Here is a 13,617-nt window from a genome sequence, read left to right on the forward strand (position 1 = left end):
GATTCTGGTCATTGAGGCCCTGTTTAAGCGTTTAGAAATAGCTCCTAAATGAGTGTTTTGTCATTCTGACGCAGGAAGAATCTTAAATTATCCTCGCTCACAGGTGAGGGAACTTTAAGATTCTTCCTGCATCAGAATGACAAAAAGTATTCTCAAAAAAATGAATAGCTATGCGACTACTATTTACGGTCGCGGGTTTTTAACGAGGGTGTTGTTCTCGGTATTCGCGTCGTCGTTGTTTTTATTGTTATCCGTCAGAATATCGGGTTCGTATACGATGACCGCTCTGTAGTTCGGCGGAAATTCATTTTCGGGTTTAAACGCGGGACGTTCATACACAAAAATTGAATGAGTTTTACGGTTTCCTGATCAGCCAGATTTCGGTCACCTGCGAACCACGTTCGCCTTCGCCACACGTCCATATGAACGTAACAGCACCATCGGCTGACGCTGTTTTCGGAACGTCAAATTCGTAAATCGGCTGTTCGCCCGTCTGGATAAAGTCGTGAATGGTAGATCCATCGTCGGTGGTGAGTTTCATCCGTGAACGGAATCGCCCGGTGTAGGCAATTCGAAGGCGATATGTAGCGGTCGGGTCAAGTTCGGAGTAGGCGATTTTTAACGGTTGGTCATATAGCGTTTTGGCCTGCTTCATCCAAACGCGGGGGGTAATCTGCCCTTTGAATCCCGTTGCTTTAATTTCGTCTACCCATTCTACGCCCACTAATCCTACACCAAAACCAATTCTGGAACCTCGTAAACTACCGGGATCTTTCTCCCACGGTTCTCCAGAAACAACCCGATACCAACTTGCCGGATCACCAAAATGATCGTAAAAGCCGCCGGGGCCAGGGTCGGTACGGTGCAGCATCTCCCGAATTTTTAGTAGGCGCTCCTGTTCATTCCCTGTTTTCTCAATCTGCGCCAGTTGCGACATGAGCCAGGGCGAATCGTTAAGTGGTATGTCAATATTATCAATAAAATTACCCCGCCCCGACATGGCTCCATGCTTTTCGATGGTCAACTGAGCGCCGATACTTTTGAACAGCGAGTCAGCTAAGGCAAAACAGATTTGTCGATACGTTAGTAGGATAGGGGATTTCCAGGCTTTTTCCAGAAGCGTATTAGCTTCACGAATAGCCGCTAACGATCCACCGGAGCCAACAGTCTCCAATCGTTCGCGGGCTTGCCGTTCCAGATCAGTTTCGCAGAGAAGCCGATGGCGTGTGTAGGCATCGTAATAGGCCCGAATCTGGCCCATCTGAAAACGCGGATTTTGTAATACGCTACGAGATGCCGTTTTCTCCATTGCTTGCCATTGCATCAGCGTTCGGTCGACGACATCATTGGTTAGTAAACTTCCGCGCCAATTTTGCTCCAGCGCAAGCAACCCCTGTGCTACGGATTCGGTATAATCAGGCCCAATAAATAGCCGGGCGTAATCGCGTAGTGTTTCGATAACAGGTGTTTCAGGGTTCCAATCCTGATCGCTCCAGACAAATTTATTCACATCATCATTCGTCCCCTCCGAATAGCTTATGCTACCGGCTCCGTATTGATCAAGGGCATTATGAATCGTTTTCTCATCGTGCGGACGTGGGTTAATGCTCTCGCGGCCAAGCGTCATGGCCCAGGCCAGATCCCAATGCGGCACTGGATATTGAGAAGCATAATTGTGCGTAATGTCGGGATAATGCCGAATCGGAATAGTCGAATTGATTCGTTTCCGAAGCTCATCGACGGGTACTTTGACCCACGGTCCAAAAACGACTCCACCAAACCAATCATATCCGCGATTAACGTGTTTGTAGAAAGCATCGAACCACGGTTGTGCAGGCCGGAACACTTGCGGAGAAACCCAGATTTTGGCGTTAGGATGGTATTTGTGTAATACCTGTGCTTCTTTTTCGAGCCAGGCAAATAATACGTCAGGCTCCAGTTCGCCAGGATCACCGCCCGGTACGAAAACGGCATCTAGTTTCTGAACAGCGGCAAAAATCTGATGCCGTTCCGCTAATTCTTTCTGAATGGAATCCGGATGCGTATAATTCTCGCCCATGTTCGGATACCACATCCAGACATCCAGTCCGTACTCCGCGCAAATCCGTGATTGTTCGCCAATCATTTTAATCGCAGGCAGTTTCATGTGCCGACTGGTAAAATCGTCATCAGTACGCGGTGGCATAATTTCGATGCTATTGGCACCGAATAACGCCAGCTCCCGAATATATTGATCAAATTGAGCAACGGTCCAGGCATCGTAGGCGTTGGTTTTAGGGCGATAGCCTAGCTGATGTCCACGAATTGGATAACGCGGACTGGAAGTAATAGCTAATTTGTTCGTCAGTCCAATCTCGCCCGCTCGCATTTCTAAAGTACGGAGAAGTTTCCCGACGCCATAGAGTAATCCACGTGCATCGCGTCCAACAATCAGCACTGCGTTGGCCGATTCAACCGTAACCAGTTTAAACCCTTCTGCTTTCGTTTCGAGCAAAGATTGAATCGCCGTTCTGAAAGCTTGCGGCAATTGCACTAGGTCATTTTCCAGTGCTAATGCAATGATTGGCTGATTATCGGTCGGAAATTTTGTATTGACAGAAAGTTGAATTCCGGTTCGTTTCTGGATTTCCTGTTGCAGAATTTCGACGGTTCGGCGCAGCGTTTTTTTATCAGAAACGGTATTGACGATACGTGCTTTCGACAGGTCGATTGGAGCTGCTATAGCTGTTTTTATTAGTAAACAGAAGCAGATTGAGAAAATTTGTAGACGCATATAGATTATGTAGAGACGCGGCATGCCGCGTCTCTACAGCTTGATGAAAATCTTTCGCTGATACAGAATGTAGGCCGGAATAAAATTGACGCCGATAAAAAACAGCGCATACAACAAACTCGCCAGTTCGGGCTGAATACCCATCGAGATTAGGCCATTGACTACGTGTTCGTTCAGTGGCTGGCTTCCGAATTTGAGACGGTAGAAAAGCAGGGCGAAAATGTCGGCCAGAACGTATACAGTGATCGCGTTAGCACCGAAAATGATTCCGGGCTTTGTTCCATTTGTATAGCCCAGTACGTCGACTAGAAAATAGATAGCCCCCAGCAACATAGCCGCAAAGCCCGACGTAACAAGCACGAATGAACTCGTCCAGAGATTTTCGTTAACAGGAAACGTTAACCCCCAGAAATAGCCCGCAGCCGCTGTGAATAAACCTGCTGTCATCAGATACGACACTTTTTCGGTGGGCGTAGTTTTTGTGAGCATAAAGCGCCCAACCAGCATTCCTGTACTGGTGGTTACAATGGATGGAAACGTACTGAGTATACCTTCAGGGTCCCAGGTTCCTTGCCACATTCGTCCCGGTAAGAATTTGCGATCCACCCAGGCCGCCAGATTTTGACCGGGTTCCAGAATTACATAGCCTAAATCGGGTGTTGGAATCAGCGTCATGGCGAGCCAGTAGACTACTAACGTAATAGCGCCAATCCAGGCTTGCTGTTTCCAGCTTGTATTCAGAAAGATGAATCCGCAGGCCAGAAATACAATTGCGATTCGATGCAATGTACCCGTCCAGCGGACGTTCGAGAAATCAAAATCAGGCATCAGGTTGAGGAACATGCCGACAGCGAAAATCTTCAATGAACGAATCGCAATTTTCCGGTATAACTCACCTTTTGGGCTTCCATCCGTCAATTTCTTGGTATAGGCCAGCGCGATGGAAACGCCCACGATAAACAGAAACGTTGGCGCAATCAAATCGGTGAATGACAGACCGTTCCATTTGGTATGACGTAGCGTGAAATACACGTGCTCTTCGCTTCCCGGAAAATTCGCTACAATCATGGCCGCGATGGTAAAGCCACGGAGTGCATCTAACGAAACGAGTCGATTGGGTTGCTGTATCATTAAAAAGTGAAAAAAGCGCGGTTACGGTAATAGTATCTTTAATACTAATTTCCGTACTATTAAGGCTACTTAACCTAACTATTTATGCGCCCTGGTTTTTATGCTATCCTTGCTCTGCTGTTTTTTGTCGGTATAGGTTGTCAACGCACAGATAAGGAATCAGGAGAGAAGTCGCAGGTAGCTGTTTCGTGGGAGCTGGTCAGCAATTTCACGTCGGTCAAAGATGGATTTGAAGCGCGATTTACGCTGACTAATCATGGCGATAAGGAACTGACCGACGCCAACTGGGCACTGTTTTTCAATATGTCACCCCGGCCGATTTTACCAGCGAAAAATCCGCAGCCAGGTACGGTTCAACATATTAATGGCGACTGGTACAAGCTCGTGCCAACCAAAGGATTTAGCCTCAAACCCGGCGCATCAGTCGAGATCAGTTACGAAGGCACCGAAGCTGTTACTAAGGTAACCGACGCACCGTTAGGGCTCTACGTTGTGCTGTATGATTCGCAAGGCAAAGAAGAGTCGATTGCCGAAATTGCAAACTACACCATCAAACCCTTCGAGCGCAAAGAGCAGAGGTTGCGTGGTCCCGGCGATCTGTATGCGATTGCCAGCCCCGAAAATACGTATAAAGCCAACGCATTGGCATCGTTGCTTCCGGCCGATCAATTGCAGAAAATCATTCCCGCACCCGTTAAAATTACTACGTTACCCGGCACGCTGACGTTCGATGCATCACTGTCAATTTATGCGGATAAAGGCCTTGAAAACGAAGCGAAACTCCTGAGTCAGAAACTGAAAGAATTAACTGGGAAAGAGTTTGCAACCGGCTCGGGAACACCGGCTGCGAAAGGTATTTTTCTGAAAACGGGTTCTATCAACGTAAAGGGTACATCTCAGGAAGCATATAACCTGACTATCGACGGGAAAGGCGTTTCGATTGTCGGAAGTGATGCCGCCGGAGTTTTCTACGGTATTCAGAGCTTGCTGGCGCTGATGCCGACCGCTACGTATCTGAATCCGTCGGCTGGTACTACATTAGCCTATACACAAATTGAGGATGCGCCCCGGTTTCATTTCCGAGGCTTGCATCTGGATGTTAGCCGTAATTTTCAGACGAAGGAAACTATTCTGCGGCTCCTTGATTTACTGGCTTATTACAAAATCAATCATTTCCTGTTCTACACGACCGAAGACGAAGGCTGGCGGCTTGAAATCGACGGATTGCCTGAGTTAACGAAGGTGAGTGCTCAGCGTGAACATACGTCGGGTAAAGAAACGCCTGTGTTGCATCCGGCCTATGGATCAGGGCCGAAAGCGTATGCTGAAGGTAAATATGGGAGTGGTTTTTATACGAGAGCTGATTTTATCGAAATCCTGAAATATGCGAAAGAACGGCACATTAAGGTGATTCCCGAATTGAATTTGCCGGGTCATGCACGGGCGGCTATCAAAGCAATGGAAGCTCGTTACGAACGGCTGATGAAAGAAGGGAAAGAGAAAGAAGCCAATGAGTATCGACTCATTGATCCTAACGATAAATCGGTCTATCTGTCGGCGCAGGGGTATAAAGATAATGTAGTGAGTGTCGGTCGCGAATCGACCTACCATTTCTACGAAAAAGTGGTGGACGAAATCACCAAAATGTACAAAGAAGCGGGCCTGCCGATGGACGTTATGCACGCGGGTGGCGACGAAGTTCCTGAAGGTTCCTGGACTCAATCGCCGGAGGCTGCGAAAATTTTGAAAGAGAATCCAACGATAAAAGATCCTAAAAATCTACAGACCTATTTCTTCCGGAAACTGCGCGAACGATTGGCCAAACGCAATCTGGAAGTACACGCTTGGGAGGAAGCTATTCTGAACAAAACCGCTGATGGTAAATACGTGCCGAATCCGGAGTTCGTAGGCAAAGGCGTTGTGCCCTACGTCTGGAATAATTTGTTTGATCTCGATTTAGGCAATCGGCTGGTAAATGCTGGTTATCCAGTGGTGCTCTGCAACGTATCGAACTTTTATTTCGATATGGCTTATAATAACGATCCGCAAGAGCCTGGACTCTACTGGGCTGGTTATGTGGATACGCGGAACAACTGGGCGTTTGCACCGTATGATATGTTCAAGACTACGTATCGAACGGCTATGGGAAAACCGCTTACGTTTGCCGGATTGGAACGAATGAAACCGGAAGCGCGTAAAAATATTCGGGGCATTGAGTCGCAGCTCTGGAGCGAAACCGTGAAAGGCCGCGATATGGCCGAATATGATATTTTGCCTAAGTTACTGGGCTTCGCCGAAAGTGCCTGGGCACCTGAGCGTTCCTGGGAAACCATCGACAACCGAGAAGCCCGCGAGAAAGCGATGAATGTAGGCTGGAACGTATTTGCCAATACGTTAGCACAGAAAGAGTTTCCTCGGTTGGCACGTATCAACGGAGGATACAATTATCGATTACCTTTACCGGGTGTTAGTATTGAAAAGGGATTATTAAAGGCCAATATTGAGTTGCCAGGGCTCGCCATTCGTTATACCACCGATGGCTCTGAACCGACGGCTCAATCGACGTTATATACTGATCCAGTAAAGGTTTCTGGTACGGTAAAACTAAAAAGTTTTGATGCCGCCGGGCGGTCAAGCAGGTCGACTGTGGTAAACCTATGAGTTCTGAGAACGCTTAGAAGTTCTCGATTTATTACGTATAAAATAGATTTCCAACATGACTATTGGGGTTGATTTAGGCGGAACAAATGTGCGGGTAGGACTGGTCAGGAACGGGGTTATCCTTCACCAGAAAAGCAAAGTGTTGGAACAGAAAGATTCTCTTTCGGCAACATTGACCCAATTAATTGAGCTGATCCGACCGTTCGTAGAGCCATCGGTCAGTAGCATTGGCATCGGCGTTCCGTCAGTGGTTGATATTGAACATGGTGTTGTCTATAACGTAGCAAATATTCCATCCTGGGAAGAAGTTGCTTTGCGAGATATTCTGGAAAAAGAGTTCGATATACCCGTTTTTGTCAATAATGATGTCAATTGTTTTATTCTCGGAGAACACCAGTTTGGCATGGCGCAAGGGTATCGGTCAGCCGTTGGTATGGCAATCGGGACAGGCCTTGGCTCCGGAATAATTGTTGATAATCAGCTATATACTGGTAGTAATTGTGGCGCGGGGGAAATTGGGTTACTGCCCTACCTCGACAAAAACATCGAGTCGTATGCCGCTGGAGATTTCTTCGAATCCATTCATAGTACAACGGCCAGAGAAGCTAATCAGGCCGCTCTTCAGGCCGACGAACAAGCCCTGAATCTGTGGAAAGAATTTGGTAAACATTTTGGCAATGCCGTCAAAGTGGTGTTATATACCTACGATCCGGAGGTGATTGTTCTGGGCGGTTCCATTGCCAAAGCCTATCCACTTTTCAAATCGGCGATGTTTGAGAGTATGGCCGATTTTGCATATCCAGTAACATTACGTCGATTGAAGATTTTTCAATCGGAGAACGAGAATATTGCGTTATTAGGGGCTGCTGCACTCGTTCGGCAGTTGGTCTAATTAAATTGCCAATGGATATGAAGAAATCTCTGTTCCCCCTTCTTTTCGTCGCGCTGCCATTACTGCTCAAAGCGCAGGATGAACCAAAATCGACATTACCGCAACCCAAATTAGTAGTAGGCATTGTTGTCGATCAGATGCGTTACGATTACCTCTATCGCTTTTATAATAAATACAGCGAAGGTGGTTTCAAACGCATGATGAATGAAGGATTCAATTGTCGAAATAATCATTATCATTATGCACATACCGTAACGGCAGCTGGTCATGCTGCTGTGTATACTGGCTCATTACCAGCGATTAGCGGCATGATTGGCAACGAATGGTACGATCCTATTGCCCACAAAGGCGTTTATTGTGTTGAAGATAGTACGGCAAAAACGGTCGGGAGTCCTAACCCCAGCGTGGGTAAAATGTCACCCCGAAATCTGCTGGTCAGCACCGTTACCGATCAGCTTCGTATTGCTACCCAATTTCGCTCAAAAACCATCGGAGTAGCCGTTAAAGATCGGGGCTCTATTTTACCGGCAGGTCATGCGGCATCGGGCGCGTACTGGTTCGATTCCAAGACAGGGAACTGGGTTACCAGTACGTACTATAGACCTGATTTACCGCAATGGGTGTCGGAATTGAACGCCCGTAAACTTCCTGCCGAATACGCTAAACAAGGCTGGAAGACACTTTTGCCACTTAGTCAATACGTTGAAAGTACACCCGACGATCAGCCGTACGAAGCTAAATTGTCGGGCTCGACCAAAGCCGTGTTCCCGTATGATCTGGCTGGTAAGTCGGGCGATGTGTTTGGTGCTGTACTATCGTCGCCGGGGGGCAACACCCTGACCAAAGACATGGCGATTGCCGCTATCAAAGGTGAAAATATGGGTAAAGGAGACGTGACGGATTTTCTAGCCATCAGCTTCTCTACGCCTGACCGAATCGGTCATGCCTTTGGCCCAAATTCAGTTGAAGAAGAAGACATCTATCTGCGTCTCGATCTGGAATTTGCGGATCTATTTTCGTTTCTGGATGGCTGGGTAGGCAAGAATAATTATACTGTATTTCTGACTGCCGATCACGGTGTGATGGACGTGCCCGGATTTTGGAAGCAGCATAATTTACCGGCGGGATTACTGAACGGGAAAAAGATAAATGATGCCATCAATAAAGCCCTGACAGCCGCCTTTGGGAATGTCGATTACATAGAAGCCATCGAGAATGGACAACTGTATCTGAATCGGGCAGCACTTGCGAAAAAGAAGCTGACTGTCGATGCGGTTTATACGGTAGTTCGAGAGGCTCTACTTCCCATGCCGGGCATTGCCGACGTACTGAATCTGAAAAGTATAGGTACGTCTAATCTGAATTCGCACCTGCTTGAATTGTATAAAAATATGATTCACGCTAAACGCAGTGGCGATATTCAACTCATTCCCGAACCCGGCTGGATCGATAATAGCGGCACTGGCACTAATCATGGTTCTCCGTATCATTACGACACACACGTACCGTTCGTATTGTTTGGCTGGGGCGTAAACAAAGGCGAGACCCTACGTTACACCACGATTGCAGATATTGCCCCTACCATTGCCAGTTTATTGCACATTCTCCCGCCGAGCGGTACCGTCGGAAACGCCGTTCAAGAAGCTCTAAAGTAAGCCTTTTGTCCCAATCCCTATACCCCATGTTATGAAACGAAATACGCTGATCGTTATCCTGATTCTGTTAATCTTCTTCGTTATTTCGTTTCTAACTAACATTCTGGGGCCAATTATTCCTGATTTAGTCGAAAGTTTTCAGTTGAGCATCGGTCTGGCGGGGTTTCTGCCATTTGCATTTTTTGTAGCGTATAGTGTTTCCATACCGTCGGGGGTTTTGGTCGAGAAATACCGCGAAAAACCTGTGCTGATCGGAGCTTTTCTACTTGCTTTGCTAGGCTCGTTGCTCTTCGCGTTGATCCCAAAATTTTCGGTGGCACTGGTCTCGCTCTTTTCCATAGGCGTCGGGATGGCGATGTTGCAGGTAGCCATCAATCCATTACTGCGTGTTGCCGGTGGAGAAGAGCATTTTGCCTTCAATTCGGTACTGGCGCAGCTTTTTTCCGGTGCCGCTTCTTTTTTCAGTCCGCTGCTGTATAGCTATTTTGTTCAGAACATTCATACCAACAATACGTCTTTCTGGATTCAATGGCTCAATAATGTGGTGCCCATACATTTTGAATGGGTATCGCTCTATTGGGTATTTGCGCTGACTACGTTGCTGATGATCGTGGTAGTGGCCCTGATTAAATTCCCAAAAGTTGAATTGAACGAGGACGAACGGATTGAGGTTGGTGGAACATTAACGGAATTGTTGCGTGACAAAACCGTGTTACTATTTTTTGCCGGAATTTTTGCCTACGTTGGCACCGAACAGGGCATTGCAAATTGGATTTCTAAATTTCTGCAACTCTACCACGGTGTAGATCCGGCTACCGATGGGGCTACAGCCGTTGCCTATTTCTGGGGATTGATGACCATTGGCTGTATCCTGGGTTTAGTTCTGCTCAAACTTGCCGACAGCCGGAAAGTACTAATGATTTTCACCGTCGGAGCTATTATTCTGCTATTACTGGGATTATTCGGGTCTAAAGAACTGGCGCTTTATGCACTGCCTGGTACCGGTTTTTTTGCTTCGGTGATGTGGTCGATTGTTTTTTCGCTGGCACTTAATTCTGTAGCAAAGCATCATGGTACTTTTTCTGGTATCTTGTGTACCGGAATTGTTGGCGGAGCCATTGTTCCGCTTATCATCGGCGGCCTGGCCGAATGGGTCGGCTTACGTTGGGCTATGCTGGTTATGTTGCTAACACTCGGCTACATTTTCAGCATCGGTGTCTGGGCTAAACCGCTGGTAACAAACGCGACAATTAAGTTAAAGAGTGAATGAGTTGTTGAATGATTGAATAGGAGTTTTCGATTTGTATTCAATCATTCAACAACTCATTCAATCATTCTCTCTCATGCACAAGATCATCTTACTCATCGACTTTGCGGAGGATTACAGTCGGAGCCTGCTGAAAGGGATTTCGAAATATGCCCGTGAGCACGGCCCCTGGGTGTTTTGTCAGATGCCGCTTTTTCACCGCGAAACGTTGGGGGTTGATGGGATTCTGAACTGGGCGAGAGATTGGGAAGCGGATGGTATTATTGGGCAATTGTACAACGATAGCAGCGTCGAGAAAATAGTTGAAGCGGGAATTCCCGTCATTGCACAGGATTTCAAAGAACGGTTTACTGAAATTCCGAACATTACGGGCGCGCATCGTGCAACAGGTGCTATGGCTGCCGATTACTTTCTTAGAAAAGGCTTCCGGCATTTCGCGTTTTATGGATTCAAACATATTGTCTGGTCGCGGGAGAGAGCGGAGGGATTCGATGAGCGGGTGTCGCGCGCGGGTTGCATGGTGCATTATTTTGAGCACGAAGAATACAGCTCGAGCGATTTGTGGTACTATAAACCCAGCTCCTTGAGTAAATGGCTATCGTCGCTTCCGAAACCCATTGCTATTCTAACCTGCGACGACCGAATGGGCCAGCACATCACAGAAACCTGTCGACATTCGCGTATTCGAATTCCCGAAGAAGTAGCTGTATTGGGTGTTGATAACGATGAAGCCCTGTGCGAATTATCCGATCCGCCATTGTCGAGCATTGTGCAGGACGCTGAAAAAGGGGGCTATGATGCTGCGCGTCTGTTGGATCAGTTGATTCGAAAGGAAATAACGGAATTCTACGACATTGTGGTTGAACCTACGCAGATCATTACCCGCCAATCGACTGATATCTACGCGACGCCGGATGAGTACATTGCGTCGTCGCTGAAATACATCCACCAAAATATCGATAAAAACTTACAGGTCGATGAAGTGGTAAAGCAGGTTCCATTGTCCAGACGGTCGCTGGAGATGCGGTTTCAGCAGGTGGTAGGGTATCCGATTTACAAATACATCCAGAATCTGCGGATTGAAAAGTTCTCAAAAAAATTACTGGAAACCGATCAGGCCGTTTTTGAAATTGCGATGGATTTGGGTTTGAACGATACCAAAAATATTGCCCGACAATTCAAGCAAATAAAGGGTTGTACACCCCTCGAATATCGTCATCGGTACTTGGCGGGGAAATAGATAATGGATTAAATAGATGAAGGTGGAAGGCTTTTTCTAATCTGGTTGACAAAGGCAACGGGTACATTCACAATGTCGGCAATCTGTTCGCTGGAAAAGCCAGTTTTTGTCAGCAGGCTAGCTACGACTAATCGTTTTTCCTGTTCGACTCCTTGTTCTAAACCTTTTTCAAGTCCTTCTTTAAGACCTTCTTTTTTCGCTCTATCTAACAAAAATTCTTCGATACCCATCGGTTTACTGCTTTGCGTTATTGACTCAATCTCTTTCTCAAACTTACTGTTCACTACTGGGTTTTCCAAGCGAACGTAGTACCGAAGAAAATTCAATATACTCCTTACTTTATTCTTACTTATTTGGCTGTTTAACAAGCTTTTCGCTATGCTTAGTTTCAAATTTAGTAGTTCATCTTCGGATAATGTACCGGCTTTCAACGCTGTTTTGGCCGTTAGGATTACTAACGCAAATGGATTTGGATTAGCCAATAAATTGGCTTCGTTCTGGTCACGAATTTTGTACGTATTATATCGATAACTCAACTGTGTTCCCAGATAGGATTGCTCATAACGACTTGGATGATACCCTTTGTGACTATCTGTGAAAAGGGCAATAGCCGTAATCGGTTGTCGGTATTTATCGAAAATGCGATAGTAATACTGAAACATCCGCTCCGCAAAGTGAGGGTCTCTGTAACCTTGAACCTCAATATGAATCAAAATCCACTGCTCGACAGGTTTACTGGCTTGTCGAGTAAAGACTTTCACCAGTTTGTCGACGTAGCGGAGTTGATACGTATCCTGCTCGGGTGGGAATAATTGTTCGAGTTCTTTATCAAGATACTCAAAGCCTCTATCCAGATAAAACAGTTCATCGGCATTTGGGAAGAAGAAACGTAGAAAATCATCAAACACATCTTCTAAAATGGCTTTCCACAACGTATCATCGCGTTTCATTTTTAGTATAGCTTTGTCCGTTTGATGCGAATAAGCCTGCGACGTCACGGTTAATGATTTATATTCCTTATACAGGAAGTTTACTTAACCTACAAAGGCCTGATTTATAGCTATTAAAATTTATCGTTAATGAAAAATTTATACCTGCTTCCTATCCTAGGTTTTCTGATAAGCTATAGCTTATCTAATGAAGTGACAGTGTACCATGCTGATCCGGAATTCCCAGATCAGCTTGTGAATTTTACACCCTATAAAAGCAATCCCGTTTTCAAGGGAACTGATACTGAAACCTGGGATGAGAAAATTCGCGAACGGGGCTATATTCTGCATGAAGGCGATACGTATCATCTGTGGTATACGGGCTATAAAGCCGGAAAAGACCAGCCGAAATTTCTGGGTTATGCTACGTCGAAGGATGGGTTAAATTGGACCCGCTATGCCGGAAATCCCATTCATACGGCAAATTGGGTTGAGGATATGTCAGTCGTCAAAGACAAGGGAACGTACTATATGTTCGCGGAAGGGAAAGACGATATAGCCCATTTAATGACGTCAACAGATCGGGTTCATTGGGAGGAACGTGGGCCACTCGATATTCGCTACGTTGATGGAAAACCGTTAAGCAAGGGTCCTTATGGAACACCTGCTATCTGGAAAGAGAATAACGTTTGGTATCTGTTTTACGAACGAAAGGATGAGGCTGTCTGGCTGGCAACCTCAAAAGATCTGAAAATCTGGACGAATGTGCAGGACGAGCCCGTCCTGAAAAAAGGCCCTGAATCCTACGATGGACATGCTGTAGCGATGAATCAGATTATCAAATACAAAGGCCGTTATTATGGCTATTACCATGCATCGGCCTTCAAAGATTGGCATGAATGGTCGACCAACGTAGCGATGTCAACCGATTTGATTCACTGGAAAAAATACGCTGGTAATCCCATTATGAGCAACAATAGCTCCAGTGGTATTCTCGTTCCTGATGGTGCTATGTATCGACTATATACCATGCATCCGGCGGTGAATGTGTATCTGCCGAAAGAGTAAA

Annotated in this window: 10 protein-coding genes; 6 read left to right on the forward strand and 4 right to left on the reverse strand. The window is 46.3% G+C overall.

Going from position 1 to position 13,617, the window contains the following annotated elements; translation table 11 throughout:
- Positions 1 to 183: 183 nt before the first annotated feature.
- Genes ACYVE4_RS31295 through ACYVE4_RS31305 form a run of 3 tightly spaced genes read right to left on the reverse strand, consistent with a single transcriptional unit; the run spans position 184 to position 3,904 of the window.
- Positions 184 to 339 carry a hypothetical protein gene (locus ACYVE4_RS31295; RefSeq protein WP_461044362.1) on the reverse strand — a complete coding sequence of 52 codons (156 nt, stop codon included), beginning with the start codon at positions 337 to 339 and terminating at the stop codon, positions 184 to 186.
- 16 nt (positions 340 to 355) lie between these two features.
- Complete coding sequence (locus ACYVE4_RS31300; RefSeq protein WP_461044363.1) at positions 356 to 2,773, reverse strand: alpha-glucuronidase family glycosyl hydrolase; 2,418 nt, start codon at positions 2,771 to 2,773, stop codon at positions 356 to 358.
- Positions 2,774 to 2,806: 33 nt separating this feature from the next.
- The gene (locus ACYVE4_RS31305; protein WP_461044364.1) at positions 2,807 to 3,904 is read right to left on the reverse strand and encodes an acyltransferase family protein; all 1,098 of its coding nucleotides are present in this window, start codon (positions 3,902 to 3,904) and stop codon (positions 2,807 to 2,809) included.
- Positions 3,905 to 3,988: 84 nt separating this feature from the next.
- Between ACYVE4_RS31305 and ACYVE4_RS31310 the strand changes: the two genes are divergently transcribed.
- The 5 genes from ACYVE4_RS31310 to ACYVE4_RS31330 all read left to right on the forward strand — a co-directional run bounded on the left by ACYVE4_RS31310 (position 3,989) and on the right by ACYVE4_RS31330 (position 11,619).
- Positions 3,989 to 6,565 carry a family 20 glycosylhydrolase gene (locus ACYVE4_RS31310; RefSeq protein ID WP_461044365.1) on the forward strand — a complete coding sequence of 859 codons (2,577 nt, stop codon included), beginning with the start codon at positions 3,989 to 3,991 and terminating at the stop codon, positions 6,563 to 6,565.
- A gap of 55 nt (positions 6,566 to 6,620) precedes the next feature.
- Positions 6,621 to 7,457 carry an ROK family protein gene (locus ACYVE4_RS31315; protein WP_461044366.1) on the forward strand — a complete coding sequence of 279 codons (837 nt, stop codon included), beginning with the start codon at positions 6,621 to 6,623 and terminating at the stop codon, positions 7,455 to 7,457.
- 17 nt (positions 7,458 to 7,474) lie between these two features.
- Positions 7,475 to 9,112, forward strand: coding sequence for an alkaline phosphatase PafA (gene pafA / locus ACYVE4_RS31320; RefSeq protein WP_461044367.1), 1,638 nt, complete (start codon positions 7,475 to 7,477; stop codon positions 9,110 to 9,112).
- A gap of 31 nt (positions 9,113 to 9,143) precedes the next feature.
- Complete coding sequence (locus ACYVE4_RS31325; RefSeq protein WP_461044368.1) at positions 9,144 to 10,382, forward strand: MFS transporter; 1,239 nt, start codon at positions 9,144 to 9,146, stop codon at positions 10,380 to 10,382.
- A gap of 73 nt (positions 10,383 to 10,455) precedes the next feature.
- Complete coding sequence (locus tag ACYVE4_RS31330) at positions 10,456 to 11,619, forward strand: XylR family transcriptional regulator (RefSeq protein WP_461044369.1); 1,164 nt, start codon at positions 10,456 to 10,458, stop codon at positions 11,617 to 11,619.
- Between the two features lie 8 nt (positions 11,620 to 11,627).
- Here the strand turns inward: ACYVE4_RS31330 and ACYVE4_RS31335 are convergent, their stop codons facing one another.
- A complete protein-coding gene (locus ACYVE4_RS31335) occupies positions 11,628 to 12,569 on the reverse strand; it encodes an Rpn family recombination-promoting nuclease/putative transposase (RefSeq protein WP_461044370.1) in 942 nt (313 codons plus the stop codon).
- A gap of 129 nt (positions 12,570 to 12,698) precedes the next feature.
- On the opposite strand from ACYVE4_RS31335, the gene ACYVE4_RS31340 reads away from it, so the two are divergent.
- Positions 12,699 to 13,616 (forward strand): glycoside hydrolase family protein, encoded by a 918-nt coding sequence (locus ACYVE4_RS31340; RefSeq protein ID WP_461044371.1) that lies wholly within the window; start codon positions 12,699 to 12,701, stop codon positions 13,614 to 13,616.
- The last annotated feature ends 1 nt before the right edge of the window (position 13,617 follow it).

The organism is Spirosoma harenae (assembly GCF_054776975.1).

What these genes read in the sequence shown, in the direction of transcription:
- ACYVE4_RS31315 (WP_461044366.1), top strand. Translation starts at nt 6,621, where the DNA reads ATGACTATTGGGGTTGATTTAGGCGGAACAAATGTGCGGGTAGGACTG.
- pafA (WP_461044367.1), top strand. Translation starts at nt 7,475, where the DNA reads ATGAAGAAATCTCTGTTCCCCCTTCTTTTCGTCGCGCTGCCATTACTG.
- ACYVE4_RS31340 (WP_461044371.1), top strand. Translation starts at nt 12,699, where the DNA reads ATGAAAAATTTATACCTGCTTCCTATCCTAGGTTTTCTGATAAGCTAT.
- ACYVE4_RS31300 (WP_461044363.1), bottom strand. Translation starts at nt 2,773, where the DNA reads ATGCGTCTACAAATTTTCTCAATCTGCTTCTGTTTACTAATAAAAACA.
- ACYVE4_RS31305 (WP_461044364.1), bottom strand. Translation starts at nt 3,904, where the DNA reads ATGATACAGCAACCCAATCGACTCGTTTCGTTAGATGCACTCCGTGGC.
- ACYVE4_RS31310 (WP_461044365.1), top strand. Translation starts at nt 3,989, where the DNA reads ATGCGCCCTGGTTTTTATGCTATCCTTGCTCTGCTGTTTTTTGTCGGT.
- ACYVE4_RS31330 (WP_461044369.1), top strand. Translation starts at nt 10,456, where the DNA reads ATGCACAAGATCATCTTACTCATCGACTTTGCGGAGGATTACAGTCGG.
- ACYVE4_RS31325 (WP_461044368.1), top strand. Translation starts at nt 9,144, where the DNA reads ATGAAACGAAATACGCTGATCGTTATCCTGATTCTGTTAATCTTCTTC.
- ACYVE4_RS31335 (WP_461044370.1), bottom strand. Translation starts at nt 12,569, where the DNA reads ATGAAACGCGATGATACGTTGTGGAAAGCCATTTTAGAAGATGTGTTT.